The sequence below is a fragment of the Moraxella sp. CTOTU48268 genome (genome assembly GCF_032069585.1).
Classification (GTDB): Bacteria; Pseudomonadota; Gammaproteobacteria; order Pseudomonadales; family Moraxellaceae; genus Faucicola; species Faucicola cinerea.
Window position 1 is genome coordinate 1 of the sequence record NZ_DAMALV010000033.1, and the last position, 26,542, is coordinate 26,542.

Genomic DNA, 26,542 nt, shown 5'->3' on the forward strand with positions numbered 1-26,542 from the left:
TTATCAAAATTTCCTCATTATGTTCTTTTGTATATTAAATGTTCAACACAACCTATGAAAAAAACGCTATTTGCATCCGCCCTAGCCTTGGTATTTGCTTCAACAACCGCTTTTGCTGTACCACCTGTACCTGCCCATAACGCACTTAGCCATAACGTAACTCACAAAAAAGTGGTTCATAAGAATGAATTACACCATAAACCTGTCAAAAAAATTGTCAAAAAACCTGTTAGAAAACAGGTGAAAAAACATTATGTCAAAAAACAGGTCAAAGTAAACCGTGGTCACCATTATGCAAAAGGTCAGCCAAGATAATTTCTCGTTATCGCCACAAGCCTTTAGTGCATAGTAAAAGCCGAAACCTAACTGGGTTTTGGCTTTTTTATTGCCCAAGATTGATTGTTCCAGAGGTGTTGGCAAGGTATACTGAGTCAAAAGAGATTTGACCGTTAAAGCAATGATTTTTCGATTATTAGTTGGCTCAATTTTTGCCATTTTAGTTCTAAGTATATGGGCAATGCCGGCACAGGCGCAAGTATGTACCCCAACCTTGACGCCCGAGCAGGCTTTTTTGGCAGTGACAAATTTGACTGGGAATAACGGTGGTACCACAAAACCCTCTGCAAATCTCCTTGCCAATTCACCCAAAGTGATTAATATCAATACAGCCAGCGAAGCACAGCTTACACAGCTTGATGGTATCGGCGCCAAAAAAGCCCAGCAAATTATTTTATACCGGCAAATGATAGCGCCGTTTGCCACAGCGGATGACCTAGCCAACGTCAAAGGTATCGGCAAAGCGACTGTCGATAAAAATCGCCACCGCATCACCACCCAATAGTAATAGCAAAGCATTGGCAATCATCACAAGCCTATTCTTATTTTATACACGCTGTACTAGCAAGCAAATCATCTCATACTGTAGCGCTAACGTCCTACAGATAATCAATCATTAAACAATATTTTTTGCTCACTGGATTTCTTGTAACCGTGAATTAATATCCCTAGTTAGGCAGAAATTTGGTACACTAACCGCTAATAAATTTCTGCCGTTTTCATGGATTTTGGTTACTATACATGGCAAAAAAAACTCGCAAATCACCTAGCACGGCAACCGCTGCTGGCAATGCCGCAACCGATTATGTTTTAGATAGACAGTCGGCTCGCCGGGATGCCAAAAAACTGGGCTTAAACAAAGCTGATTTACCCAACTCCATCAAAGAAGTAATTAGCACACTGACGCAGGCGGGTTTTGAAGCCTACATCGTCGGTGGTGGGGTGCGTGATGCCTTGTTAGGCTTAAAGCCCAAAGACTTTGATGCTGTGACCAACGCCACCCCAAACCAAATCAAAGAAGTATTTGGCAAACGCTGCCGTATCATCGGACGGCGTTTTCAGCTGTGTCATGTGTATTCGGGTCGCGATATGATTGAAGTTGCGACCTTTCGCGCGCCACCTAAGGACAACAATCATCTCACCGAAGACGGCATGATCATGCGTGACAATGTGTGGGGTGATATCTATCAAGATGTGGTGCGCCGCGATTTTAGTATCAATGCCCTCTACTATCAGCCATTTGACGACATCGTTTATGATTTTTGCGGGGGTCTCAATGATATTGAAAACCGCACCATCCGTCTGCTCGGCGACACCCAAAAACGGGTGGAAGAAGACCCTGTACGTCTGCTACGAGCGCTGCGTTTTAAAGCAAAATTGCAGTTTGATTTTGACAATGCCTTAAACCAACAATTCAACGCGCAAAACTGGGCATTATTGGCGCAAGTATCCCCTCACCGCTTGTACGATGAAACGCAAAAAATGTTTACAGGTGGCTACTTGGTGCCGATGTTACCACTGCTATTTGATTATGGTGCGTTTTCCCAGTTGTTGTTTTACCCACCGACAACCGTGACACCGCTACTCAACCAAGTCACCATCAATACCGATAGGCGCATAGGTAGTGGTAAAAGCATTAACCCTGCGTTTTTTTATGCGACTATTTTGTGGGAAAACTATCTGTATTTATTGGATAAGTTTAAAAAGAATACACCGTTTAGCGACGCGCAAAACCAAGCCGCCAATAAAGTCTTGGACAAGCAGCGCCAGCACACGGCCATGCCCAAGTTTGCCGAGCAGTTTATTAAAGATATTTGGCTCATGCAGCCAAGACTTGCCCAGCCGCGCAAAAAAAATCTGCAAAAGCTGTTTGAAAATCCGCGTTTTCGGGCTGGCTATGACTTTTTGATGATGCGTGAGCAAGTGGAAGCCAAAAACCAAGCGCTTGCCAAACAACATGGCGCAGCGATTACGTTGGATGATGAAAGTACCAACGGCATGGGACATTGGTGGGCGTGGTTTCAAACCCTAGGTGCCAAGCAGCAGCAACAAGCGATTGATGAGTTCGACCTTGAATCGGTGCGTTTGCGCTTTGCGAATATTGTCAATCAGACCAGTTTTGAGGGCGACAGTGTTGCTTACCAAACTAGCGATGCGGTGCATGATAATGAGGCAGACATGGGTAGCGATTTTAGTCATGGAAAGCGCCGCCGCGAACGACGCCGTTTGCCGTTTGCAGCAAACAGCCAAATCGAGCATGAACTGGTACAAGATACGGCGCTATCTACCAAAGCACACAAACTAACACAGCAGCAGCAACTTGAAAGAGCCCAACTGCAGCAGTTATCGCTTGCCAGTCACACCAACTCAGCACCGGCTAAGTCACTTATCGTAGCGCCAATCACAGCGCAAAAAGACGATGACCACCCTTATCAGCCGACAGTTTCTGCTTTGGTATCAGCTTATACTGAGACAAACGCACGCCCAAATAGTTCACACCCAAATAATTCGAACCCAAATAATTCACACCCAAACGATTCGAACCTAGGTCGCTCACGCAAACGCGACAAAGCCTATTTATCGGCAGCCAGTGTACCTGCCAAACGTGCGCGACGTACCCCTAGCTCAACTTGGTCGATTTTGGAGCAACGCCAGCAAGCGGATATCGCAACATCTGCTAGTGATTTGCGTGGCGAACCTGTCAGCCCAACACCCATTAAACAAAGCATTGACAATCAGGCGGTGACTCATACCGATATTAATATTGGCACTAACATTAGCACTGACACGGCCAAGCATTTGGCACCCAATGAATCAATGATTGACAATGGCGTGGTACAGCCAAAGCCAAAGCGAGCGCCACGGACGCGTAAAAAAGCGGTTACTGATAGCAAAGTCTCAGCAGAAGCGGTGACTGATAGCGAGGCAGCGGCAGCGCCAAAACGCACGCGCAAACGCGCGGTCAAAATCGACGGTCATCAGCCATGATTACGTGCTATATCGGTTTGGGTGGCAATATCGCAAACGCGCTTGGTACGCCAAGGCAGCATATTGCCAATGCGATTGCGGCGTTTTACGCATCGCCGCACTTTGCCAATGTTACAGCATCATCACTGTATCAATCCAAAGCCTTTGGGGTCACCGACCAGCCCGATTTTTTTAATGCGGTGGTAAAAGCTGATACCGATTTGGCGCCCTTAGCCTTGTTGGATTTTTGCCAAAGTTTGGAGAGCGCTGCCAAGCGCACGCGTTTGCGCCACTGGGGTGAGCGTAGTTTGGATGTCGATGTACTGTTGTATGGCGATGACACAATCAACAATGCGCGTTTAACCGTGCCACATGAGGGTTTATTTGCGCGTAATTTTGTGCTAATTCCGATGCTAGAGCTTGACGCAACCCTCATGGTAAATGAGCAGAAATTGGCAGATTTACCGACCAGTCAACAGTGGCAGGGCTTGGAAAAATTAACCGGAGTTTAACTCATATCAGTTAACATGGATTTTTGTAAAAATTAACAAATTATTGGTGCTATGGATTTGAAATCGCAAAAAATTAAACCATTGATAAAGTAACGTTTTTTGTTTTCCCTATTTCTTGTTTTTGCCTGTTTCTTTTGCCCTTGCTTCTTTTAGCTTTACTTCTTTTACCCTTGATTCTTTTAACTTTGCTTTTTAAAGGAAACCGCATGAGCTACGTTAGCAACCTAGAATCTAACCCTGATTCAACAACTGAGTCAACATCTGCCGCAGCGACGACCAAGCCTAAATTACCTGTGACTTTGTCCACCTTAAACAAACTTAAAGCCAATGGCGAGACGTTCTCGTGTTTGACATGTTATGACGCAAGTTTTGCAGCAGCCATGCAAGTTGCAGCGATTGATACGATTTTGATTGGCGATAGTTTGGGCATGGTGGTGCAAGGACAAACCTCAACCTTGCCTGTCACAATCGCAGACATGGTATATCATACCCAAAACGTGGCTCGTGCCAACAGTCATGCACTGATTTTATGTGATTTACCTTTTATGAGCGTTGCCACGCTTGAGCGCGCACTCGATGCCAGCCAAGCGGTGATGCAAGCAGGCGCGCATGTGGTCAAAATCGAAGGCGGTGCCGAGCTTGCCAAAATCGTGTCAGTGCTTGCCAACAACGGCGTGCCGACCTGTGTGCATCTAGGCTTGACGCCGCAATCAGTGAATGTGTTTGGTGGCTACAAAGTACAAGGCAAAACCGATGCCCAAGCGGAAAAACTCATGGCTGATTGTCAAGCCGTGGTAGAAGCGGGCGCCGCCATTTTGCTGCTCGAATGTGTCCCTGCTGAGCTTGCCAAAAAAGTGCGTAACACTTTCCCCGTGCCAGTGATTGGTATCGGTGCGGGCGCGGATTGTGATGGTCAAGTGCTGGTCATGCACGATATGCTTGGGGTATATACCCGTAAACCTGCCAAATTTGTCAAAGACTTTTTGACCGACGAGCATAACGAAACCAAAGATATCACCGGGGCGTTTAAAGCCTATCATAAAGCGGTCAAAGACCGTACGTTCCCAACGCCAGCCCATAGTTTTTAGTAATCATAAAGGCAAAAAAATGCAAGTATTTCATACCATCAGCGCATTACGTGACACCTTAAAACCTTTACGCCATCAAGCGGCTGCGCCAAAGATAGCGCTGGTTCCCACGATGGGTAATTTGCACAGCGGTCACGTGACCCTCGTCAAAAAAGCCAAAGAACTTGCCGATATCGTAGTGGTCAGTGTGTTTGTTAACCCAACCCAATTTGGCGTGGGTGAAGACTTTGATACCTACCCACGCACGCTAGAGGCTGATGTGGCAAAACTTACGGAGGCAGGAGCAAATTTTGTATTTGCCCCAAGCGTGGAAGAAATGTACCCAACCTACCCTAACAACGTGCAAGTGCTGTCAGGCGATATTAGCAAAATCTTGTGTGCCAACACTCGCCCCACCCACTTTGATGGTGTCGGCTTGGTGGTGAGCAAACTGTTTAATATCGTTCAGCCTGACATCGCTGTTTTTGGCAAAAAAGACTATCAACAACTTGCGATTATCCGCCAGTTGGTCGCTGAGCTAAATTTCCCCATTGAGATTGTCGGGGTAGATATTGTACGGGCTGAGGACGGGTTGGCATTATCGTCTCGCAATCAATACTTAAGCGAAGTAGAACGTCAACTTGCCCCCACCTTGCAAAAAAGCTTGCAACAGCTTGCCAATGAGTTAAAAACTGCCAATTTTGCCGATTTTGACAAGATTATTGCCGGCGCAATTGATAAGTTAAATCGCGTGATGGTGGCTGATTCAGACTTTAAAGTGGATTATTTGGAAGTTAAAAATCGCTTCTTACAACCGCCGAAGCCCACTGATAAAGACTTGGTAATTTTGACCGCCGCTTTTTTGGGCAAGAAAACACGGCTTTTAGATAACCTAGAGTTTAGTCGGGAGTTAAATCAGGAATTTAGTCCGGAATTGAATCAGCAATTGGGTCAGCAATCGGCTAGCGATTTTAATCGACAACCTACCACCGCATCTGTAAAGGATTAACTATGTCAAAGCTGCAAGTTATCATTGTTTCAGGACGTTCAGGCTCGGGTAAGACATCGGTTCTCAATATTATGGAAGACTTTGGCTATTATCCAATTGATAATTTGCCACTCTCGCTAGTCCCTAGTGCCATTGATAAACTTGTACATGACAGCCAAATTTATAAAATCGCCATTGGTATCGATGTACGCTCGCCACAAGCGGACTTATCGCGGTTTGCCGAGGTCTATCATAAGCTCATAGAGACTTATAGCAAACCGGCGATTAAAATACTGTATGTGACTGCCCAAGAAAGCGTCTTGGTGGCACGGTTTGACGCCACGCGCCGTCTGCATCCGTTAATGGCGGTGTCGGGCAATCTACCCAATGCCATCAAAAAAGAAATCGATATCTTAGAGCCGATTGCTATTCGCGCTGATATCAAAATTGACACAAGCCTTCTTAATATCCACCAACTCAAAGAAGTCATCCGCGATCATTTGGGTGTAAATAATGCGGTAACCGTCAATATTTTATCCTTTGGGTTTAAATATGGGGCACCGATTGATGCCGATTTTATTTTTGATGTGCGCACCCTACCAAACCCCCATTGGAAGATTGAACTGCGCAACCAGACAGGGTTAGATGATGATGTCAAAGCATTTTTTGATGACTACAGCGAAGTAGATGACATGGCGAATGATATTATCGGTTTTTTTAAAAAATGGTTACCGCCTTTTTTGCACAACAATCGCCATACCGTGACCATCGCTATCGGCTGTACTGGAGGCAAACACCGCTCTGTATATATCGCAGAAAAGTTGGGCGAGTCACTGGCCCAGTCGCTACCCAAAGAAATGGTAGTACGTATCAAACACCGTGAAAAAAACCGCTGGTAGGACGTTCTGAATCAACTTTGTACTTATGATTGATAACTTTGAGATTGATAAATGATTAATTTTGCTGAAATGGATATGGCGGTTAGCCGTACCGAACTAAAAAAAGCCCATGAGCGCCTACAGCGACTGGCTGAGCCGCTTGCTAATTTGTCAAAAAAACAAATGAAGGCACTGCCTGCCAGTGAGTTTTTTTTGGATGACTTACTGCAGCTTGCCGATATCACCAGCCATGAAGCACGTAAACGCCATATCAAGCGTTTGGGCAAATTGCTGGCTGAAGAAGAACCGCATGCGATTGTCGAATTTTTATTTCGCCATACCTTTAGCCCTGAGCAACAAGCCAAAATTGAAAGTTGGCAAACGCGCCTAAATTTGCAAGATGACAATACCTTAAAACAATTTACCAAAACTTTTTTTGACAGTGAATTCAACACCATCAAGCAGTTACTGATTTGGATTGCCTACGCCGAATACACCCAAGATGATGAATTGATGAATGAGAGTGTGGCTGATTTACACACTTATATCCGCCAAGTGGCGATTTTGTCCAAAGGTAAATAGTCGGACTGATTGCCAGTTTTCTAACCACTTATCCCTATGTAGCGAGGCCATTGGCACCGCTTTTTTGGTGAGTTGAGGTTGGCGCGCTAGCCTATGAGTCGATTTTTTACTAGCAAAACTATTTTCATCATAAAATAACGTAAAATTGCTTTTATTTTATAGAGTGAGCCGCTAAGGTATGCCATCAGCCTTAGCCATCCTGCCCGCAATGAGTTATTTTCACCAGTTACGCCAACATACCCAGTCCAATCCCAACTATCCCAACCAAATTCGCCAATGGCGCGTGATTGTCATGGCGATTTCGGCATTTATTTTTAATACCACCGAATTTGTGCCGATTGCGCTGCTGTCTGACATTGGTCATAGCTTTTCTATGCCGGTAGAAACGGTGGGACATATGATAACCATCTATGCTTGGATTGTGGCTATTTTGTCGCTCCCTGCCATGCTTGCTACTGCCCGTATCGAACGGCGTAAGCTATTGATAGGGTTATTTGTTATCTTTATCGGGGGGCATGCGGTATCGGTGATGGCGCAAAGTTTTGCCATGCTGTTAATTGGGCGGGCTTTGATTGCGCTAGCGCATGCGGTGTTTTGGTCAATTACCGCAAGCCTTGTGGTGCGTGTGGCGCCCAAAGATCGTCAAACCAAAGCCTTGGGGCTATTGTCGATGGGTAGCGCGCTGGCGACGGTGCTTGGGTTGCCATTAGGTCGGATGATTGGGCAGTGGCTTGGGTGGCGGATGACGTTTGGCACGATTGGCGTGGCTGCGCTCTTGGCAATGATTATGGTGTGGTGGATTTTGCCAAAATTGCCGAGCAAAGATGTCGGCTCAGCGGCAAGTTTGCCCAGTATTTTTAATAATATCCCCTTGCTCACTGTCTATACACTCACTGTGCTATGTGTGACGGCACACTTTACGGCATACAGTTATATTGAGCCTTATATGCTGACGATTAGTCAGTTTAGTCAGCAATTTGCCACGGTTATTTTGCTGAGTTTTGGGGTGGCAGGTTTGCTAGCGAGCTGGCTATTTGGGCACTTTTATGACCGTTTTCCACGGGCGTTTTTGATTAGCGCGATGGCAACGCTGCTGTTTTCGTTACTGGCATCTGCTTGGCTGCCCCATGTGCCAATCTTGTGGCTTGCCCTAGCGATGCTATGGGGCTGGGCAATTACGGCGATTAGTCTTGCTTTTCAGCTACGCGTATTGCAGCTTGCGCCCAATGCCACTGATGTAGCGATGTCAATTTTTTCAGGAATTTATAACATCGGTATCGGCGGCGGCGCGTTCGTCGGTGGACTGGTGATTGCAAGCCTAGGACTGGCGATGGTGGGTTATGTGGGGGCAGGTATCGCGCTCATTGCCATGGTTTGTTTAATGGTGTATTTGGCGCGTACCCAAAAGTAATCAAACCCAGTAGCTTACTTGTAATTGGGCTTGCGCTTAGACTTACGATTGGGTTTGCTTGCCATCGAACTTTTCCACTGACAAGTTAACTGATATTCAGCGTTTCTACCAATGCCTGTTTGAGTTTTTCGAGTCGCTCAGCCGATAGCGGTTTGTCTTCATGGTCAGTGATAAAGAACATATCTTCGGCGCGCTCACCCAATGTGGTAATGCGGGCAAAATGCACTTCAATATCATGCGCCAAAAACACCTGCCCCACACGCGCAAGCAAGGCTGGCTGGTCAAGGGTTTCCAAAATCATCATATGCTGATTGGATTGCGGGTTAAAATTAAAAGACACTTTGGTGGGTACATGAAAATGCTTGAGCTGTCTAGGCATGCGTCGCTGCGCCACCTCAGGCAACGTTGGACTAATAAAGGCTTGTTTTAGACGCTCAACGAGCTCAGTTTGGCGCTCGGTATCGGTGAGCAGCGTGCCATGTCGGTCAAGCAGTACGTAAGAATCTAGGGCAAAATCTCGCGAGGCGGTGATGACGCGCGCATCGAGTACGTCCAAATCCATTTGGTCAAACACCGTCATGGTCACCGCAAATAAATTGGATTGGTCATGGGTATAGATAAACACTTGCACGGCATCGAGTGCCAACTCGCGATGTTCACGCAAAATAATCAGCGGCTCAGGTTGCTCGCTCTCTGTGCGTTGTTTTTGTGCCTCATCATGCGCCATGATGGCTTTGGAATGCCAAACAATATCGCTTGGGACTTCACGCAAAAAATACTCTTCCCCTAGCCCATCCCACAGGCTTTCAATGTCAGCCAAGCCATTATCACCCGCTAGCAAATCACGGGCACTTTGCTTGTTACTGGCAATCATGTCTTGGCGGTTCATCGGCGCATCGATATCAGCTCGCAGGATACGGCGGGTTTGGGTATATAGTTGACGCATCAAGGTTGCGCGCCAACTGTTCCAAAGCTGTGGGTTGGTGGCATTCATATCGGCAACGGTGAGCACATACAAATAATTCAAATAAGTCACATTACCGACTTTATCAGCAAATTCTGCGACAACTTCGGGGTCAGAGATGTCTTTTTTCTGCGCGGTCATCGACATCAATAAATGCTGAGACACCAACCAGCCGACAAGTTCAGCATCGGCTTGGCTCAAGCCATGTGACAAGCAAAACTTGATGGCATCTTGCTCGCCAAGCTCACTGTGGTCACCGCCCCGACCTTTGGCAATATCATGAAAAATCGCTGCCAACACCAACATCTCTTTACGGTCAATACGGCGGTAGATACCACTGACAAGCGGATAGGTATCAACATAAGTGTCATCGGTAAAGCGGTGCAACATACGTATCAACATCAAAATATGGGCATCCACCGTATAACGGTGGAACAAGTCATATTGCATCAACCCAGTAATTTGACCAAAAGCAGGCAAATAGCTACCTAGCACACCATAACGCTTCATGACTCGCAGTCGCCAAAATAGCAGATTTTGCTCTTTGATATTGTCCATAAACATGGCTTTGTTGGCGGGATCATTGCGAAAATGCTCATCAATGCCCCGCGCGGCGATTTTCAAAATCCGTAGCGTGCGGGTACGAATATGGCGAATATTTTGCTGACCCATCAACAAAAACATTTCTAAAATCGCGGTCGGATGTTGGGCAAACACCCGCGTATGCGTCACCGCAATGCGATCACCGACCAGTTTGAAGCGCTCATTAATCACCTTTCGCACCGGGCGCTGTTCATCGGGTAGACGCGCTTCAATCAACGTTTCATAATAATGCTGGGTGAGCATTTCAGACAATGTTGAGTTTGACATGGCATAACGGTAGTAATCGCGCATAAACTGCTCGACTGCGGCATTGGGATGCGAATTGTCACAGTAACCGATGCGCTCAGCAATCAGGCGCTGATAGTCAAATAAAACACGGTTTTCATTGCGTTTGGCAATTTTGTGCAGATGATGGCGAATCAACCACAAAAAATCTTCCGCTTCTTGCAGCTCATCAAATTCTTTTTCGGTAATAAACTCTTGCTGCACCAGTCCAAACAAGTTTGTCACGCGAAAATAGCGCTTACTAATCCAGCCGACGGTATGAATATCTCGCAAGCCCCCAGGTGCGTTTTTCAGGTCGGGCTCTAGGTTATACTCCGTCGAATTATGTTTAAGATAGCGCTCTTTGGCTTCTGCCATTTTAGCCTCATAAAACTTGGTTTGTGACCAGTTTTTATTGAGTAACTGCATCGGCAACCCAGCTTGGGCAACATTGCCCGCCAAAATTCGTGCTTCTAACAGACTTGTTGCGACCGTGATATCATCGTGACAAGCCTCATCGCACTCTTCAACAGAGCGCACCACCAAAGCAGGATCAATCCCAATATCCCAGAGCTTGGCGACGAATGGCGAAATTTTTTGGTTCAAGGCCTCATCAATCGGGTTTGGACTTAACAGCAATAAATCCACATCTGAAAACGGGTGCAACTCCCCACGACCATACCCTCCTGTGGCAAACAGCGTCAAATCGGTTTGATCGAGTTCATACAACTCAAATAAGGCTGCCATCATGCTATCAATCGCACAGCAGCGCCCCATGACGACTTGGCGAATCGGTGTGCCAGATGCCAACGCCTTATCCAAGTCCGCTTCCACTGCTGCTAACCAAGCGGGTATGCCAAGATTGGCTTCGCCTTGCAGGCTAAGCGCAGGCAGTGGGGTAAAATACGGTAGTATCGGTGGGCAAGTAAACATAGCAAATCCTAATCGACGCCATTGTTATCAGAGTTAGCAGATCAATTTTCAGTATTACAAATTTGATGCAAAAAAGCTAGCCACTGCTTGTAGCGAAAACTTGGGCTTAAAAACTTGGGCTCAAAAGCTCAGCGACAGGAAAATTATTGCTTGTTAATTATTGATTGTCAAAAGACGGTGACGCTGGCTCGTCATCAAGCAGGGTGTTGTTATGGGTGAGATACGGGCATTTGTCTTTGCGAAAGGCATGGGTCAGCTGTTGTGCCACAAAATTGACAGTTTCTACAGGCTGTTCGCTAGCCGTTTCCCGCAATAGCTTAGAGGGTGCATGGGTTAACGTTTGGGTGAGTTTACGGGTCAGTTCGGTTAACACGGCTTCGGCTGCATGACCATCGGCAAGCTGCTGTAAGGATTGGCTTAAAATCATATCCGCATGGTGTTTGGCTTGCTCACGGTATTGCTGAATATCCTGACCCACTTGGCGCACCAAGTATTTGCGCTCAATCGCCACCACGATTTGGCTCACCAATAATTCTGCTTCTACGGCCGCTTGGCGACGCTGTTCAAGGTTGCCTGCAATCACATGTTGTAAGTCATCGATTGAGTATAAATACACGTCATCTAGCTCACTGACGGTAGGGTCAATATCGCGAGGGACTGCTAAATCAATCATTAACATGGGCTGATGACGGCGCTGTTTTAACGCCTGTTTCACCATGGTTTTATCAATCAAGGTATATAAGCTACCGCTACAGCTGGTTACAATATCCGCTTGCGGCAACACATTGGGTAATTGATCAAGCGGGGTAATCTCAATGTGCGGCACAATCGTTTCAAGCTCAGAGGCAAGCAGCGCGGCACGCTCAGGACTACGATTACAGATGATGACTTTGCCGACACCTAAACCTGCGATATTGGTCGCAACTAGCCGATTCATCTCACCTGCCGCGACCACCAGCAAAGTGTTGTTGCTAGGTTTTTGAAAAATTTGGGTCACCAATTTGGCAGCAGCAAAGCCTAACGATACCGCTTGTGAGCCTACCCGCGTTTCGTTACGCACTTGTTTGGCGGCGGCAAATACTTGCTGAATCACCCAGCTAAGCTTACTCGAGATACCTTCTTTGGCACGGGATTGGCGCACCGCCTGTTTGATTTGTCCCAAAATCTGCGGCTCGCCCAAAATCATCGAGTCTAGCCCAGACGCTACCCGCACCCAATGTAGCAGTGCATGGTTATTTTGATATTGATACAGGTGTGGCGCGATTTTTTGCATGGGCGTGTTTTTAAAAGCCGCTAGCCATTCAATCACTTGTGACATCGTACTAGTAAGGGTCTGTCCTTCAGGGGCTAGGGCATAGATTTCAGTGCGGTTGCAGGTCGATAAAATCACCGCGCCTTGGGTGATCGCTTTGAGCGAATCTAAGGCAATCGGCAAATCTTCAGCAGCAAACGCCAATTGCTCACGCATGGCAACTGGTGCTGTTTTATGATTTAACCCAATAACCAGAAGCTGCATATAACGTAATGACCTTAAAAATGACCGCGTTTATCAAAGCTGTTTTTTGTGAACCTAAGTGTGCTAGCTAAGCGACATCCAGCCCATACCAGCCTATCGACGTTTGTCATGCTTGATAACACAGGGGGAAAAGTGGCAATATCAAGAAACCTAAAGCAACTTAATAATAGCCACTTAATAAAAGTAAATTAGAAAAGTGGATTATTATACCATTGCTAATAACAAATGAAAAACATCCTGCTTTTTTGATTCAGGAAAATTCTTTAGCCACGCTTTAAAGCATTACAATTTAAAGCATTACCATATCTAGCATGCCTTGCATTTTGAATAGCCATTCGAGCTATCATCATAATTTTTTACTTAACTCTGCCACATCCGCTTATTTGGTTGCTATTTACCCATACGATTTAACCATAATTCTACATAGTTGAGCGCATCGTAGCCGTATAATTTAAGTTTCTCATGAACATTTTGTTACATCTTACTTGTCATTAACTGTAACACTGACTGTAATTTTTAGGTACGTTACTGTCCAAGCGAGCTAAATGCTAAAATTGTTTCCAGCGGTTATTTCATCGGCTTGTTGTGCTATGCGTGGTTGTCCCCTCAATCCACGCTTTTTTGCGTCGAAATATGTCAAGCCTTATTGTTTATCGATTTATTTACCGATGCATTTATCCACACCGCAGCAACTTTTTGTCAATCTAAAGCCGAATCTGAAGGCTAATTTAAAGCCGCTTGATGTATTTAAACCTTTTACCGCTTTAGGCAAAAATGTAGTAGCGACTACGGTCACGTTGGCAAGTTTATTGTTTAGCCCAGCGGTTTTTAGTGCCGGGGCAAATTTTGCATCCACTAGTGAGTCTCTTAATCATTCTCTTAGTCAGCCGAGTGCTGTGGTCAGCACCCAGCCAAGCCTGTATGCGATTTTGATGGCAGAGTTTGCCGCAGATCGCGGTCGTATCGATCAGGCGTTAGCGACCTATAAGCAGCAGTCTTTTTTGGCGGATGCTGCCCCCGTATTTGAACGCGCACTGGGTTTATCTTTACAAAATGAACCGCCACAGTTGTCGCTCGCTTTTGCCAATGCGTGGCAACAGCAAAATCCTGACCATGTCCCGGCGATTTTTTATGTGACCCATTTGGCACTCAAAGCGCACGAGTATGAATTAGCCGGCGAAAAGCTCAATCAAATTTTGCAGTACGATCCTGACGCTGATTTAAGTCAGATTTTGATTGGGATTTATCCCACGGAAACCCGTGACCAAGCTGAATTGCTTGCTACGCTCAATCGATTAGACATCAAAAACAACCCTTCACTACTGGTCATGAAAGCAGGTCTGCTGCTACAGTTTCAACAGCCCAAAGCCGCGTTAGTGGCGATTAATCGGGCGCTTAAAACCAACCCAAAAAGCCCAGCTTTTTTGATTTTAAAAGCAGATATCTTACAAGCCTTATCGCCTAGTCATCAAGTGATTGCGTTTATTGCGCAGGCGCGTAAAACCGTGCCTGACAATAAAGCGCTATTTGTCTATCAAATTCGCTATATGCTAAAGCAAGGCAAAAGCACGCAAGTATGGCAACAGCTCAATGCCCGTGCTAATCAGCAGTTTTTGGCAGATGAAGAAATCAAACTACTGGCTGCTTTGGTGGGTATTGATTTAAAAAAATACGCCGCAGCAGATCGCTTGCTCAAAGCATTGATTGCCAGCCCCAACTTTAAGGACCAAGCCAATTATTATTTGGCTGTCAGTGCCGAACGCCAGAACCTACTCAATGATGCGATTGGCTACTATGGCAAAGTGATGCAACCTGACTTGGTGCTCAAAGCCAGACAGCAACAGATTGATTTATTAATCTCGCAAAGTCGTTTTGATGAAGCGATTGCCAGTAGCATCAAATTACGGGAGCAATTTGACAGTTTTGCGCCGCAAAGCTACATCATGCAAGCCAATATTTTGCAAAAAAACAACCAAACCGCGCAAGCGTTAGCCTTGCTTAATAGCGCGCAAACCAGTTTACCCAATAATACCGATATCTTATTTGCCAAGGTGTTGTTACTGCCCGATGATGATGACGCCAGTAAACTGCGACTGTTAAAAGAGTTGATTCGCCTTGCACCCACAAACGTGGATTATCAACTCGAATATGCGCAAACCTTGGTCAATTTAAAACAAAATAATGAAGAAGTGACCGCCCTACTGACGGCATTAATTAATGATAAAGAAGTCGGTTTAAGGGCGCGTCAAATACTGTCGCAACAAGCGCTGCATCAGGCTAATAACGCCACCGTCATTAGTCTGTTATCAGATAATTTTGATATCGTACCCGATGTGATTAGCGGCCTGCTGCTGCAACAAGCCTACTTAAATTTGGGCAACCAAAAAGAAGCGGCTCGCATCAACCAAATCTTGGTCCATGAACTCGGTTATCAACCCAAAAATCTGCAATAGCGCTGCCTAAAATCGTCCCTGAGCGTGACGACTAGCAAGTAATGACGGTTGTAAGCCAGATAAACAACAGATAAATAATAACCGCTTTTTCACCAATTTGAGCAGTTAAGCAAAACAGGCTTAACAATGGCTATTTATAGTTTACCCATCAGTTTTTTAAACCATCATACTTGAGCACAGCCAGTTAACATTTGATGAAAACTTGATTAACAAATTTGATTAACATTTGAGGATATTATGCATTTATTACCAGCGGTCAAAAGCAAAATCACGGGGTTAAGTATTGCCTGTTTGGGCATCAGTAGCATGCTGCTAACAGGCTGTCAGTCAGTACAGGCAACAACTAAGCCAATCCCAGCCAAGCCTGTCGCCACAGGGATGACAACCACTGGAATCAATACCCAAACTGCCACGACGCCATCGACCACATCTACTGAGCAAGCGGCTGCAAGTACGCTTTCAAGCGCGCAATTTACCATCAATGGTAAAATTGGCATGACCACGCCGCAGCAGGCAGGCAGTGCGTTTTATATTTGGACACAGCAAGGACAAAACTTTGCCATTGAGATTGCCGGTGCGATGAATGCGGGTCAAACCAAAATCAGCTACAATGGTCAATCTGCGACGTTAACCAACGAAAAAGGCACCATCAATGCCGCTACCCCTGAAGAACTGCTATTACGTGCAACCGGTTGGCAAGCGCCCATCTCACAACTGCCTTACTGGATTCAAGGTCAGCCAGCACCCAGTGATTCCAATGGTAAAAAGGACAGCACTAATCGCCTAGTGAGTGCCCAAAATGGCGATTGGACAGCCACCTTTAGCTATAGCAACAGTAACGATAAACTGCCTTCTCGTTTAACCGCCAGTCATCCGGGTGGCTATAAAGTGGTAATGACCATCAATCGGTTAAGCTAGTCATGACACCCAAAAAAAGCGTGGGGTGTTCCTCAACGCTTTTTTATACCTTTATGCTTTTATACGATGAACTGTTAGCATTATGAATTATTTGCGGACGTATTTTTAGCATAAAATTGACACCAAGCCCATGCCACTGCCGCGCAAATCCCCCACGCCAGGCTCATAGATACCAGGGTATGACTGAAAAAATGGTCACCTATCAACATTTTATACCCACCCATTAGCCAAGCTATCCCCGTCACCATCGCTGCGATTTGCCAGCGCTTGTGCCAAAAACTTGGGATAAACGCCCAAGCATACAGGGCAAACCCAGCACTGGCATGCGCCGCAGGGAAGCATTTTGAGCGGGTGCCGGCTTGGATGTCTTCTAGTATCGTGAGATAAGGATATTCACCGCCAAAAATTTGCAAGTGATTGGGACACACCACATGCGTCACGCCTTTAAGCGATGCGATAATCAAAGGTACCAACACCATCACGACGAATAGATAGCCCATTTCAGTCAGTGATAGGGGGCTAAAAGGCTTAAACCATGCCTGTTGTTTGGCAAGCCAGTGACTTGATGGGCGGCGTTGTAATAAGTAGCGTTGTAGCCATGCAATTGCCATATAGACTTCAAACGCAATTAATAATCTTTTGGGAAGGGTATAAAAAATTAAGTTAGGGAGTAGTGATTCTTTGGCAAGCAGCCAGCCATCTGTGGGGGAATAAAAATACTGACTGATGGCTACATCGATAGCACTGTGCTCCAGCGTTAGCGTAAAGATAATCGCCAGCACCAGTCCGAGCACGGTCTGCCTACTGGCAAAATTTTTTAATTTAGCGATCTGTATACTCATCTATTTTGAACCATCTATCTTGCCGTCGCTGGAGTTGGACGCAATTTTTATGTCTAACATTACTTAAATGGCTCTAATTACCCAAATGGCTTTACTGGATAACTTTACTTGATAAATAATGGTTTGCCTTGTACGGTTTGCGCACGCACATCAAACAGTTTTAACAAGGTTGGGGTAATGGCATCATGGGTGAGTTCAGTATTAGATGGCACTGCTTGAATGCCTGAGTGCTTACCTGCCCAAAACATCGATGCGACGTGTTTTTGCGCTTTAGGCGCGATTTTATAAGGCATACCATGTAAATAGATGCCGTTTTCGCCCAGACTTTCACCGTGGTCACTGACATACAGCATCGCTACTTGGTGGGTGCTGTCGTATTTGTCTAACCAGTTCACCGTTTTTGCCAAAAAGTCATCCGTGGCAAGTAGCGCATTGTCAAAGGCATTAATCACGCTTTGTGGGTCGCATTTGGCAAGTTCATTGCTTTGGCAGACTGGGGTGAATTTTTCAAATTGCTTATCATATCGTTTAAAATACGCAGGTCCGTGATTACCCATTTGGTGCAGCACAATTAGGGTATCTTGATTAGCTTGCTGTTTGATGTAGTCATCTAAGCCTACTAGCATACCCACATCGCGGCACTCGCCATAGGGGTTGGTATTACACATCGTATTGTTGCGCGCGGTTTTATAATCGACAAAATCCGCCGCGGGCAAACGATTAGTGACGCCTTTTGAGCTTGAGTTGTTATCACGCCACAAGATATTAACCTTTAGGCGATGTAAAGTATCAAGTACGTTTTCTTGGTAGTTGGCGGTATCCACATCGTAGTCTTTCATACCGACATAACTAAACATACAAGGCACCGAATAAGCGGTTGAGGTACCACAGGCGATGACTTGGTTAAAATTAGTTACCCCAGCCGTCGCTGCCATCTGCGGGAAGGTGGTTCGGTTATAGCCATTTAGCTGCACATGGTCGCCGCGCGCGGTTTCCCCGACTACAAATACCACCAGTTTTGGCTTACGGGTGGTGGGGTTGCTCACCTGCACCGCATCGGTTGCATGCATAATTTGTGTTTTGGGTGCCTGTGCTTGTTTGAGCTGTATACTGGCAAGTTTACCCAGTGCATATACAGGGGTTGCAGGATTGGTATAGCTTCGTAGCTGTTTATGTTCACGGAAAAAACTGGCGTAATTTTTACTCATCGCCAAAATCGGCAACACCACCAAGCCGAGGCTGACCAAATACGTCAAGCCGCGCTGCAATAGACTGCGCTTGAGGGGGGGAAATGTGACCTTTTGCCACGCCACCCATACACTAGGCAATACCCCAAGCAATAAAATGCGTAAGATAAAATTGACATTAAACAAATCGGCGCTTTCTGCTTTATCGGTTTGTAGCGCATTTTGTAGCATATTGACATCATAGACAGTGCCATAGGTATCGGTAAAATATGCCGTGACTGCCGCGGTCAATAGCAAAAAAATCAATACTGCTTTAAGGGTGTAACGATAACTAAGCAGCACAATAACCAGTAGCATCACACCGCATAGCACCAGCGGCAATGAGCCTATAAACCCAATATGCTGGGTAAACGGATAGACTTCAGTGGCTTTATCAAAGAAAGTAACGTTTGCGGTCAGGGTCAAAAATAGCGCGACAATACCCATCATCACATAAGCATTGATACCTTGAGTACTAACACCTTGAGCATTGACACTTTTAGTATTAATATCTTGCTGACGCCATGCTACCCATCGAGAGTTATTCACTGACATACGATTACTCACCTTATCCAAATGCACCAAAAAATAGCCATTATATAATAACCAAATTTAGGATGAGGCTATCATACAGATTTAGCTTAACTGAAACTTAAGACACGCATTTATCAAGCAATTATGCTAAAAAAACCACCGCAATCGCTACAAACATTGGGTGGTGACAGCGACACAGAGAGTTGATACCGCTAGGCGGTGGCAGGCTGTAAACTGGCAAACGGAATAAAGGCGAGTAATGGCTCATAATCCTGTTTGAGCTCACGTTTTCGATAATAATCTTCCACCATACGCGCTTGCTGCTCTATACCATAACGACCAAATGGCTTATTGGCTTGCAGCTCGTAGCTATAGCGCCGATTGAACAAGGCGCGGCGAAACACCTTAATGCCTTGTTGGATTTGCCAAACATGGGTCAATTCATGCACCAGCCACGCGCGCAGATAGACATTTTGCTGACTAAAATCATCACAAAAATCTGCGGGATGAAAATACACATGACCATTGGGACTGACCGCATAGCCTTTGAGCACCCACCATGCAGTTTTTAGGCGTATACTATCAAGCTGTAATGTATCACCAAAGACGCTGGCGGCAATGGCTTTTTCGCCCGCCGTTAGTGGACGGCATCGAGCAGGTTGTTTTGAAAAACACATTATCATTTCACAGAGTTTGTCCAAGATTTGGTTAAGCCAAAAAAGCCATCACGGCTTGCCAAGGCCTTGCCAACGCCTTGCAAGCTTTTATTTTTAGCAAAAAATACTGGATAACAATTACAAGTTTGTTGGTATCCTAGTTACTATTTTATACTAAATCAACATGCGCTAATTAAAACGTGAGCTAATTAAAAAGGAGGGCTTTATGCCATTAGAATCCGTTGCCATCAATAACTTTGAACACAACAGCATTGACGATCCTGAACTTAAATTGCGGGTGGAAAAATTGTACGACAGCTCGCCTGAGTTTGCGACAGGTCGTGAAGCTGTGGCGTTTTTTGAAAAGGCTTTTGCCAAAGGTGATATCCTGTATTTGGGGATGTTTAATGAAAAACCGATTGCCGCGATTGGCTGCTTCAATGAAGGCATCGATTCTAGCCGCTTGCTACAGTACATCGTACTACATCCTGCCAATCGCGGGCGCGGTCTTGCACCCAAATTTGTCAAACAAGTCACCGACATTGAGCGTAAAAAAGGCAATACCAAGTTTGTACCGGGCTGCGGCGCAATTCATCGTATTTTAGCCATGTACGAGTTGATATAACTTGATATAACTTAGGATTTTGCCAGTTACTAGCAACTTTTTGCAAAAATTTTGAAATAGTGCTTGACACCTTTGGCGATTTTTAGTTTAATAGCCGCTCAAATACTGATGCTGACAAACATGGCGCGGTAGCTCAGTCGGTAGAGCAACGGATTGAAAATCCGTGTGTCGGCAGTTCGATCCTGCCCCACGCCACCATTATTTATTTGTCTTAGGTATAAATCGATTAACCCCAAACTTATTAGTTTGGGGTTTTTTGTTGTCGGTTATTTTTATATCATTGACCCCTATCAATTACCGCCAAACTTAACTGTCTAGCGGTTTTATCAGCTTAAATCTTGGCACAGCTTCGCCATTGACTTCTACCGTTTCGGCAAACATCGCAAGCGGCCGCACCCACACCCCATAATCGCCATAAAGGGCACGATAGACAATCAGTTCTTCTTCACTCTCGCTATGCTTGGCAAGGTGTAACACTTGATACAAATTGCCTTTGTAGTGCTGATAAATACCCAATTTAATCTCAATCACGAGTTTTGACATCCAATAATTCAATTTCAAAGGTTAAGTCTGAATTTGGTGGGATTTTACCGATTTGGCGCTCACCATACGCCAAGTGACTTGGCACGATGAGTTTGCGCTTGCCACCAACTTGCATGGCTATGAGATTGGCAGGGTCTTCAACTTGGGCTTGATAGCCGATTTTTTGCGCGTATTCGCCACCTAAGACACCCACGTCCCAACCTTTAATCACACGCCCTGTGCCAATCACGGTTTCAAACGGTTGCCCGCGGTGATGCGATGAGTCAAACACCGTGCCATCTGGCAGATAGCCCGTGTAATGCGCTGTAATCAGTGCCCCACGCTCGGCAGTTTTACCTGTGCCAATAATTAGGTCTTGGAATTGCAGTTTACTTGTCATATTTATTTTCCGTTATTTTCGTTATTTCCCTTATGGGATAGTTGGGTAAACTCTTGTACTTGCTGACACAATATATCCCATAGGTTAAGCTGGGCATTGACGCTGCCCCACGCATTATGCGGGGTAAAAATCACTCTTGGGTGGTCTTTAAGTGTGAGTAATGGGTCGTTGTCTTTAATCGGCTCATCTTCAAACACATCTGCCCCATAACCTAATAATTTACCTTGTGTAACGGCATCAGCCACCGCCTGACTATCGACCACGCCACCGCGCGCAACATTGATAATCAACGGTTTTTTTGTCATCTTGGCAATGCTATCGGCATTCACTAAATGCTGCGTTTGCTCCGTCAATGGACAATGCAGGGTAATGACATCAGACTGAGCGAGGACATCATCAAAAGCGCTATAGTCGCTATTTCTTGGCGGTTTGTTTTGGTGTTCGGCTATCAATACTGTCATACCAAAGACTTTGGCAATTTCCCTAACCCGTTTGCCAATTGTGCCATAGCCAATAATGCCCAGCGTTTTGCCTTCAAGGTCAATGAGTGGCGTGTCGAGCAGACAAAAGCGACCATCTTTTTGCCAGTCACCCTTGACCACTTCATGATGATAATGGCGAGCCGCTCGCATGGCTGAGAGTATCAGCATAAAGGTATGTTCGGGGACGCTTTTGACCGCATAACCTGCGACGTTTTTAACAGTAATGCCGTGTTTGTCACAAGCGTCTTTATCGACGTTGTTCATCCCTGTGGCGGTCAGTTGGATGAGTTTGAGTTTTGGGAGTTGCGCGATAATTTCGGCGGTAAGCTCAACTTTATTGGTGATAACAATATCCGCGTCTTGGCAACGCTCAATGATGATTTTGGGGTCATTGGGCGTTTGCGCATACACTTGATAATCGCTCAGTCCATGTGGGGGTGTTAATGCTAAATCAGCGGAAAAGGTGGCTCGGTCGAGGAAGATGGCTTTCATTTTTAAATCCCTTTTTATTCAAATAGTTCGCTATGTGTTCCTACACGAGTAAAATAAACGGTCTCAAATTTTGTGATGGTTTGAATTTTGTAGATTAATAAAAAATCGCCACCCACATGTAACTCTCGAAATCCTGCCCAATTTCCTTTTAGTTCATGGTCTTTCCACTCTGCCCCTAACGGCTCATTATTGGCAATTAATAACAGCATGACTTCTTTGAGCCTGACCATGTCATAACGCCCTGTTTTAACTAGCCTTTGCCAATCATTCAAAAAATCTTTGGTAAAATCTGAGGCTCTTGGTAAATTCGTGCGTTTTGAATTAATCGGTTTTTTCGAGGGCATCAAACAATTCCTTGTTACTGCTAAATCGGGCTTGCTTGTCTGCAATCATGGCTTCAACGTCTTGCATCGCTCGTTGCGTGGTGGCGTTAGGAATTGCGACGTCAAACGGAATAGACTTTGTTGCCGTAACTTGACGTAAAAATAGACGAATCGCTTGCGCAGGCTTAATACCCAGTTCGTCAAACACTTCAAAGGCTTGGCGCTTTTCATTGGCATCAAGTCGAAATTGATACATAGTTGATTGTGTCATAGCTATTGACCTCTATAAAAAGCAAAAATGTAGTGATATTGTCACTACATTTTAAAATAAAACCATTGGTTAAGCAATAGACTTTAGGAAATCGTCACTTTGGCATACGCTTTTTTGCCTGCTTGAATCACCACCGTTTGTCCTGCCGTGAGGGCAAATCCTGCATCCACGACCTGCCCATCCACTTTCACCGATTGGTTTTTCAAAAAGTCTTTGGCTTGCGCCGAGTTTTTCACCAAATTGGCTTGGTTTAACACTTGCGTGATAAACAACTGCGCTTGACCATCAAGGCTAATCGTCACCTCTGGCAAATCCAAGGGCAACTCACCATCTACCAAGCGATTGCCCGCTGATTTGTGAGCGTTTTCGGCGGCTTCTTTGTCATGGAAGCGCTCAATCAGCTCTAGCGCCAAAATACGTTTGACTTCTTGCGGATTGCGCCCGTTTTCGATGTCCTTTAGCAAGGCTTCGACTTCATCCATGGGTTTAAAGCTAAGTAGCTCGAAATAACGCGCAATCAAAGTGTCTGGCATGGACAAGATTTTTTGGTACATTGAGCCTGCGCTGTCGTAAATACCGATGTAATTGCCAAGCGATTTACTCATTTTTTGTACGCCGTCTAAACCTTCCAAAATCGGCACGGTGATACACACTTGTGGCACTTGACCGTAGCGAGATTGCAAGGTACGACCCATGAGTAGGTTAAAGGTTTGGTCAGTACCACCTAGCTCAACATCGGCTTGCATGGCGACTGAGTCATAACCTTGCACCAGTGGGTACAAAAATTCATGAATCGAAATCGGCGTTTGACTGTGATAGCGTTTTGAGAAGTCATCGCGCTCGAGCATACGCGACACGGTTTGCTGACTTGCCAAACCAATCATGTCGCCTGCCGACATTTTGCTAAACCAGTCGGAGTTAAACATCACTTGGGTTTTGGCGGGGTCAAGGATTTTAAATACTTGCTCTTTATAAGTTTGGGCATTCTCCAGGATTTTTTCTTCAGACAATGGCGGACGAGTGGTGTTTTTACCCGTTGGGTCACCAATGCGCGCGGTATAATCACCAATCAAAAACAACACTTGGTGTCCCAAATCCTGAAAATGCTTGAGTTTATTGATTAAAACCGTATGACCCAAGTGCAAATCGGGGGCGGTCGGGTCAAACCCTGCTTTGACTCGCAGTGGGCGGTTTTCTTTAAGTTTTTTAATTAAATCGTCTTGCGAAATAATTTCGTGCGTACCACGTTGGATGAGTTTGAGTTGTTCTTCTGCTGCTAAAAATCTATGAGTAGAATCGGTCATGCTTACCTCGAAAAAAGCGCGGGTTAAAACGGCTGAAAAAAAAGTGAAGTTTAGCCATTATAGCAAATTTGTAGATAAAATAAGGCAGGCTTTTAGTATGCTATAATCAAGGCACTCTCTACTTTGACAGCCCTAACGAGAATAATTATGAGCCAAACGTTGCCGACTGGACTACCTGCTAACCTGCCTTTTGATGAAGGATTTTTTAGCCATTTTACCGACATCATGGATGATATGATGAGCACCAAAGAAAACCCGCTTGCCGACTCGCCGTATGTGATTGGCATGATGGGTGGCACCAGCCTTGACGGACTCGATGCGGTGCTGTGCCAGTTTTATGAGATTGATGAAGACAATGATGAGCCTGTCGAGATTTTGGTGACGGTGAGCGAGCCGTTTCCCGCTGATTTACGCGCCGTGTTGTTAGCGCTCACCCAACCAAACGGGGTGGCACAACTCATCGCTGATGATAATTTGGCGTTCGAGAGTGAACTTGATGTATTTGGTTGGGCGAGCGTGTTTTATGCTGAGTTTGCCGCAAATTTGGTCAATCAATTGCTCGAGAAAGCGCAGGTCACCCCTGATGAAGTAACCGCGATTGGTTGTCATGGGCAAACCGTGCGTCATCGCCCACAGTGGTCATTTAGCTTGCAACTGCTTGACCCGAATGTACTTGCTGAGCGCACTGCTATTGCGGTGGTGAGCGATTTTCGGCGCCGTGATATGGCAGTGGGTGGGCAAGGCGCACCACTCGTGCCTGCGTTTCACCAAGCCATGTTTGCTACACCGCCTTATCATGCCGATAAAGTTATGCCAAAAGTGATTTTAAACTTAGGCGGCATCGCCAATATCACGGTACTTGATGGCAGCGATAATGTGATTGGATTTGATACAGGGGTGGCAAATTTGCTCATTGATGGTTGGTGTCAGCGTCATACCCAACAAGCCTATGATCACAATGGCGATTGGGGGAAATCGGGGCAAGTGCTTGAGCCGTTATTAAGTTTGCTTTTGACTCACCCATTTTTTGCCAAGCCGTTCCCAAAAAGCACTGGGCGAGAGGAGTTTAATTTAGCCTGGCTTGACGCTATGCTAGAACAATTAGGTCAGCAATTCCCCAATTTGGCGTATTCACCTGCCGATGTGCAAGCGACATTGGTGGAGCTTACCGCTAAATCCGTCAGCGATGCCATTGTGTCCGTCACTGATGGTGCGCAAGGCGAGTTGTTTGTCTGTGGTGGTGGGGCGTTAAATGCCTATTTAATGAGCCGTTTACAAGATAATTTAGCCACTTGGAGCATACAAACTACCGACAAAATTGGGTTGCCGCCGTTGTGGGTCGAAGCCGTAGCGTTTGCATGGCTGGCTCAGCAGACGATTTTGAACGTACCGAGTAACTTGCCTAGTGTCACAGGGGCAAATAAAAAAGTGGTATTGGGACAGGTGTGTTTTTAACACCGTGTGTATTTTTTACGTCGACAATGACATTGATAGCACTTACTTATAGCGCTTAAATCATAGCCCTTAACTTATAGCCTTTATGCTGGGCTTCGGTCATCTTTGGGTGAGGGCTAATGTTGTTCAATGAGCTAAAGATATATACAATCAACCTAAAGACGTTAAAGTTATTGTGTTTACACTCGTACACTATTTTTGCTAAACTTTCATAAAATTTTATTCAAAAAATATTATTCAAAAATTCGAGCATAAAATGACCACAAAAATTAGCCCAAAAAAGCCCCGCTACGACGAACGCCCCGACCATGAACGTATTGTCATCACAGGCATGGGAGCCATTACCCCGCTAGGACTCGATGTAGAGAGCACTTGGCAACGGCTCATTAATGGCGAAAGCGGTATCAAAGCGATTAGCCATTTTGACGCCACTGACTACCGTGCACAAATCGCCGGCACAGTGGATGGGTTTGATATCGGCTTGTACATGAATGCCAAAGACGCGCGGCGGTATGACACCTTTGTGCAATATGGCGTTGCCGCAGCAGCGCAAGCCTTGAAGCAAGCAGGCTTTATCAGTGAGTTGCAAGCCGTGCCTGTACAGCAGGTTGACCCCGACCGTATCGGCGTGATTATTGGCTCAGGGATTGGCGGTATCACCACCATTGAAGATACAGCGGTAAAACTTAATAGCGAAGGTCCGCGTAAAATCTCGCCGTTTTTTGTGCCCTCAGCCATTGTGAATATGGCAGCTGGGCAAGTGGCGATTCGTCATGGGATTAAAGGGTTAAATCTTGCCACTTCTACCGCTTGTACTACTGCAACTCATGCGATTGGCTTGGCTGCAAGGTTGATTGCGTATGGCGATGCCGATGTGATTGTAGCGGGCGGCTGTGAAAAAGCCTCAAGCCAGCTCGGTATCGGTGGCTTCTCAGCAATGCAAGCGTTATCAACGCGCAACGATGCACCCACCAAAGCCAGTCGTCCATTTGACAAAGACCGTGATGGTTTTGTGCTG

25 protein-coding genes and 1 tRNA gene are annotated in these 26,542 nt (G+C 45.6%); 15 read left to right on the forward strand and 11 right to left on the reverse strand.

Going from position 1 to position 26,542, the window contains the following annotated elements:
- The 9 genes from RT143_RS09870 to RT143_RS09910 form a co-directional block, all read left to right on the forward strand.
- On the forward strand, nucleotides 1-315 hold a 315-nt coding region (locus RT143_RS09870), incomplete at its 5' end, for a hypothetical protein (protein ID WP_313092791.1).
- Between the two features lie 202 nt (nucleotides 316-517).
- Nucleotides 518-841, forward strand: a complete 324-nt coding sequence (locus RT143_RS09875) for a ComEA family DNA-binding protein (RefSeq protein ID WP_313092792.1) — start codon at nucleotides 518-520, stop codon at nucleotides 839-841.
- Between the two features lie 236 nt (nucleotides 842-1,077).
- Nucleotides 1,078-3,324 (forward strand): polynucleotide adenylyltransferase PcnB, encoded by a 2,247-nt coding sequence (pcnB, locus tag RT143_RS09880; RefSeq protein ID WP_313092794.1) that lies wholly within the window; start codon nucleotides 1,078-1,080, stop codon nucleotides 3,322-3,324.
- Nucleotides 3,321-3,815 (forward strand): 2-amino-4-hydroxy-6-hydroxymethyldihydropteridine diphosphokinase, encoded by a 495-nt coding sequence (gene folK / locus RT143_RS09885; protein ID WP_313092795.1) that lies wholly within the window; start codon nucleotides 3,321-3,323, stop codon nucleotides 3,813-3,815. Before pcnB ends, folK begins: the two co-directional genes overlap by 4 nt.
- A gap of 206 nt (nucleotides 3,816-4,021) precedes the next feature.
- Nucleotides 4,022-4,903: a 3-methyl-2-oxobutanoate hydroxymethyltransferase gene (gene panB / locus RT143_RS09890; protein WP_313092796.1), complete on the forward strand. Its 882-nt coding sequence runs from the start codon at nucleotides 4,022-4,024 to the stop codon at nucleotides 4,901-4,903.
- A 19-nt stretch (nucleotides 4,904-4,922) separates the two neighbouring features.
- Complete coding sequence (gene panC, locus RT143_RS09895; RefSeq protein ID WP_313092797.1) at nucleotides 4,923-5,891, forward strand: pantoate--beta-alanine ligase; 969 nt, start codon at nucleotides 4,923-4,925, stop codon at nucleotides 5,889-5,891.
- Nucleotides 5,892-5,893: 2 nt separating this feature from the next.
- Nucleotides 5,894-6,769 carry an RNase adapter RapZ gene (rapZ, locus tag RT143_RS09900; RefSeq protein WP_313092799.1) on the forward strand — a complete coding sequence of 292 codons (876 nt, stop codon included), beginning with the start codon at nucleotides 5,894-5,896 and terminating at the stop codon, nucleotides 6,767-6,769.
- 51 nt (nucleotides 6,770-6,820) lie between these two features.
- Nucleotides 6,821-7,330 carry a ribosome biogenesis factor YjgA gene (yjgA, locus tag RT143_RS09905; protein WP_007116564.1) on the forward strand — a complete coding sequence of 170 codons (510 nt, stop codon included), beginning with the start codon at nucleotides 6,821-6,823 and terminating at the stop codon, nucleotides 7,328-7,330.
- Nucleotides 7,331-7,508: 178 nt separating this feature from the next.
- Nucleotides 7,509-8,741: a sugar transporter gene (locus RT143_RS09910; RefSeq protein WP_313092801.1), complete on the forward strand. Its 1,233-nt coding sequence runs from the start codon at nucleotides 7,509-7,511 to the stop codon at nucleotides 8,739-8,741.
- 85 nt (nucleotides 8,742-8,826) lie between these two features.
- Here the strand turns inward: RT143_RS09910 and glnD are convergent, their stop codons facing one another.
- Together glnD and hemA are read right to left on the reverse strand one after the other, a co-directional pair.
- Nucleotides 8,827-11,505 (reverse strand): [protein-PII] uridylyltransferase, encoded by a 2,679-nt coding sequence (gene glnD / locus RT143_RS09915; RefSeq protein ID WP_313092802.1) that lies wholly within the window; start codon nucleotides 11,503-11,505, stop codon nucleotides 8,827-8,829.
- Between the two features lie 157 nt (nucleotides 11,506-11,662).
- Entirely contained in the window at nucleotides 11,663-13,021 is a 1,359-nt protein-coding gene (hemA, locus tag RT143_RS09920) for a glutamyl-tRNA reductase (protein ID WP_313092803.1), read from the reverse strand.
- Nucleotides 13,022-13,566: 545 nt separating this feature from the next.
- Between hemA and RT143_RS09925 the strand changes: the two genes are divergently transcribed.
- Both RT143_RS09925 and lolB read left to right on the forward strand, forming a co-directional pair.
- A complete protein-coding gene (locus RT143_RS09925) occupies nucleotides 13,567-15,474 on the forward strand; it encodes a tetratricopeptide repeat protein (protein ID WP_313092804.1) in 1,908 nt (635 codons plus the stop codon).
- 237 nt (nucleotides 15,475-15,711) lie between these two features.
- The gene (gene lolB, locus RT143_RS09930; protein WP_313092805.1) at nucleotides 15,712-16,392 is read left to right on the forward strand and encodes a lipoprotein insertase outer membrane protein LolB; all 681 of its coding nucleotides are present in this window, start codon (nucleotides 15,712-15,714) and stop codon (nucleotides 16,390-16,392) included.
- Nucleotides 16,393-16,472: 80 nt separating this feature from the next.
- Here the strand turns inward: lolB and RT143_RS09935 are convergent, their stop codons facing one another.
- The 3 genes from RT143_RS09935 to RT143_RS09945 all read right to left on the reverse strand — a co-directional run bounded on the left by RT143_RS09935 (nucleotide 16,473) and on the right by RT143_RS09945 (nucleotide 19,671).
- Entirely contained in the window at nucleotides 16,473-17,234 is a 762-nt protein-coding gene (locus tag RT143_RS09935) for a PAP2 family lipid A phosphatase (RefSeq protein ID WP_313092806.1), read from the reverse strand.
- 104 nt (nucleotides 17,235-17,338) lie between these two features.
- The gene (locus RT143_RS09940; RefSeq protein ID WP_313092808.1) at nucleotides 17,339-19,015 is read right to left on the reverse strand and encodes a phosphoethanolamine transferase; all 1,677 of its coding nucleotides are present in this window, start codon (nucleotides 19,013-19,015) and stop codon (nucleotides 17,339-17,341) included.
- Nucleotides 19,016-19,206: 191 nt separating this feature from the next.
- The gene (locus RT143_RS09945; RefSeq protein WP_313092809.1) at nucleotides 19,207-19,671 is read right to left on the reverse strand and encodes a type IV secretion protein Rhs; all 465 of its coding nucleotides are present in this window, start codon (nucleotides 19,669-19,671) and stop codon (nucleotides 19,207-19,209) included.
- Between the two features lie 205 nt (nucleotides 19,672-19,876).
- Between RT143_RS09945 and RT143_RS09950 the strand changes: the two genes are divergently transcribed.
- Nucleotides 19,877-20,275, forward strand: a complete 399-nt coding sequence (locus tag RT143_RS09950) for a hypothetical protein (protein WP_313092810.1) — start codon at nucleotides 19,877-19,879, stop codon at nucleotides 20,273-20,275.
- 122 nt (nucleotides 20,276-20,397) lie between these two features.
- Nucleotides 20,398-20,473: transfer RNA gene (locus RT143_RS09955), tRNA-Phe, on the forward strand.
- Between the two features lie 108 nt (nucleotides 20,474-20,581).
- Here RT143_RS09955 and RT143_RS09960 read toward each other — a convergent pair.
- The 6 genes from RT143_RS09960 to tyrS all read right to left on the reverse strand — a co-directional run bounded on the left by RT143_RS09960 (nucleotide 20,582) and on the right by tyrS (nucleotide 24,069).
- Nucleotides 20,582-20,803, reverse strand: a complete 222-nt coding sequence (locus RT143_RS09960) for a DUF1653 domain-containing protein (RefSeq protein WP_065253982.1) — start codon at nucleotides 20,801-20,803, stop codon at nucleotides 20,582-20,584.
- Entirely contained in the window at nucleotides 20,799-21,197 is a 399-nt protein-coding gene (locus RT143_RS09965; protein ID WP_313092812.1) for an FKBP-type peptidyl-prolyl cis-trans isomerase, read from the reverse strand. Before RT143_RS09965 ends, RT143_RS09960 begins: the two co-directional genes overlap by 5 nt.
- Nucleotides 21,198-21,199: 2 nt before the next feature.
- Nucleotides 21,200-22,171 carry a D-2-hydroxyacid dehydrogenase gene (locus RT143_RS09970; protein ID WP_313092814.1) on the reverse strand — a complete coding sequence of 324 codons (972 nt, stop codon included), beginning with the start codon at nucleotides 22,169-22,171 and terminating at the stop codon, nucleotides 21,200-21,202.
- Nucleotides 22,172-22,185: 14 nt separating this feature from the next.
- Complete coding sequence (locus RT143_RS09975) at nucleotides 22,186-22,515, reverse strand: type II toxin-antitoxin system YafQ family toxin (protein WP_144918572.1); 330 nt, start codon at nucleotides 22,513-22,515, stop codon at nucleotides 22,186-22,188.
- Complete coding sequence (locus RT143_RS09980) at nucleotides 22,493-22,765, reverse strand: type II toxin-antitoxin system RelB/DinJ family antitoxin (RefSeq protein ID WP_313092815.1); 273 nt, start codon at nucleotides 22,763-22,765, stop codon at nucleotides 22,493-22,495. The genes RT143_RS09975 and RT143_RS09980 overlap by 23 nt, the downstream gene beginning before the upstream one ends.
- A gap of 83 nt (nucleotides 22,766-22,848) precedes the next feature.
- Nucleotides 22,849-24,069 carry a tyrosine--tRNA ligase gene (tyrS, locus tag RT143_RS09985; protein ID WP_313092816.1) on the reverse strand — a complete coding sequence of 407 codons (1,221 nt, stop codon included), beginning with the start codon at nucleotides 24,067-24,069 and terminating at the stop codon, nucleotides 22,849-22,851.
- Between the two features lie 225 nt (nucleotides 24,070-24,294).
- Between tyrS and RT143_RS09990 the strand changes: the two genes are divergently transcribed.
- The gene (locus RT143_RS09990; RefSeq protein ID WP_313092818.1) at nucleotides 24,295-25,524 is read left to right on the forward strand and encodes an anhydro-N-acetylmuramic acid kinase; all 1,230 of its coding nucleotides are present in this window, start codon (nucleotides 24,295-24,297) and stop codon (nucleotides 25,522-25,524) included.
- 256 nt (nucleotides 25,525-25,780) lie between these two features.
- Nucleotides 25,781-26,542, forward strand: a 762-nt coding sequence (locus RT143_RS09995) for a beta-ketoacyl synthase N-terminal-like domain-containing protein (RefSeq protein WP_313092817.1), incomplete at its 3' end; no start/stop codon positions are given.

Coding starts and splice junctions, on each gene's coding strand:
- RT143_RS09875 (WP_313092792.1), top strand. CDS start 518: ATGCCGGCACAGGCGCAAGTATGTACCCCAACCTTGACGCCCGAGCAG.
- pcnB (WP_313092794.1), top strand. CDS start 1,078: ATGGCAAAAAAAACTCGCAAATCACCTAGCACGGCAACCGCTGCTGGC.
- folK (WP_313092795.1), top strand. CDS start 3,321: ATGATTACGTGCTATATCGGTTTGGGTGGCAATATCGCAAACGCGCTT.
- panB (WP_313092796.1), top strand. CDS start 4,022: ATGAGCTACGTTAGCAACCTAGAATCTAACCCTGATTCAACAACTGAG.
- panC (WP_313092797.1), top strand. CDS start 4,923: ATGCAAGTATTTCATACCATCAGCGCATTACGTGACACCTTAAAACCT.
- rapZ (WP_313092799.1), top strand. CDS start 5,894: ATGTCAAAGCTGCAAGTTATCATTGTTTCAGGACGTTCAGGCTCGGGT.
- yjgA (WP_007116564.1), top strand. CDS start 6,821: ATGATTAATTTTGCTGAAATGGATATGGCGGTTAGCCGTACCGAACTA.
- RT143_RS09910 (WP_313092801.1), top strand. CDS start 7,509: ATGCCATCAGCCTTAGCCATCCTGCCCGCAATGAGTTATTTTCACCAG.
- glnD (WP_313092802.1), bottom strand. CDS start 11,505: ATGTTTACTTGCCCACCGATACTACCGTATTTTACCCCACTGCCTGCG.
- hemA (WP_313092803.1), bottom strand. CDS start 13,021: ATGCAGCTTCTGGTTATTGGGTTAAATCATAAAACAGCACCAGTTGCC.
- RT143_RS09925 (WP_313092804.1), top strand. CDS start 13,567: ATGCTAAAATTGTTTCCAGCGGTTATTTCATCGGCTTGTTGTGCTATG.
- lolB (WP_313092805.1), top strand. CDS start 15,712: ATGCATTTATTACCAGCGGTCAAAAGCAAAATCACGGGGTTAAGTATT.
- RT143_RS09935 (WP_313092806.1), bottom strand. CDS start 17,234: ATGAGTATACAGATCGCTAAATTAAAAAATTTTGCCAGTAGGCAGACC.
- RT143_RS09940 (WP_313092808.1), bottom strand. CDS start 19,015: ATGTCAGTGAATAACTCTCGATGGGTAGCATGGCGTCAGCAAGATATT.
- RT143_RS09945 (WP_313092809.1), bottom strand. CDS start 19,671: ATGTGTTTTTCAAAACAACCTGCTCGATGCCGTCCACTAACGGCGGGC.
- RT143_RS09950 (WP_313092810.1), top strand. CDS start 19,877: ATGCCATTAGAATCCGTTGCCATCAATAACTTTGAACACAACAGCATT.
- RT143_RS09965 (WP_313092812.1), bottom strand. CDS start 21,197: ATGACAAGTAAACTGCAATTCCAAGACCTAATTATTGGCACAGGTAAA.
- RT143_RS09970 (WP_313092814.1), bottom strand. CDS start 22,171: ATGAAAGCCATCTTCCTCGACCGAGCCACCTTTTCCGCTGATTTAGCA.
- RT143_RS09975 (WP_144918572.1), bottom strand. CDS start 22,515: ATGCCCTCGAAAAAACCGATTAATTCAAAACGCACGAATTTACCAAGA.
- RT143_RS09980 (WP_313092815.1), bottom strand. CDS start 22,765: ATGACACAATCAACTATGTATCAATTTCGACTTGATGCCAATGAAAAG.
- tyrS (WP_313092816.1), bottom strand. CDS start 24,069: ATGACCGATTCTACTCATAGATTTTTAGCAGCAGAAGAACAACTCAAA.
- RT143_RS09990 (WP_313092818.1), top strand. CDS start 24,295: ATGGATGATATGATGAGCACCAAAGAAAACCCGCTTGCCGACTCGCCG.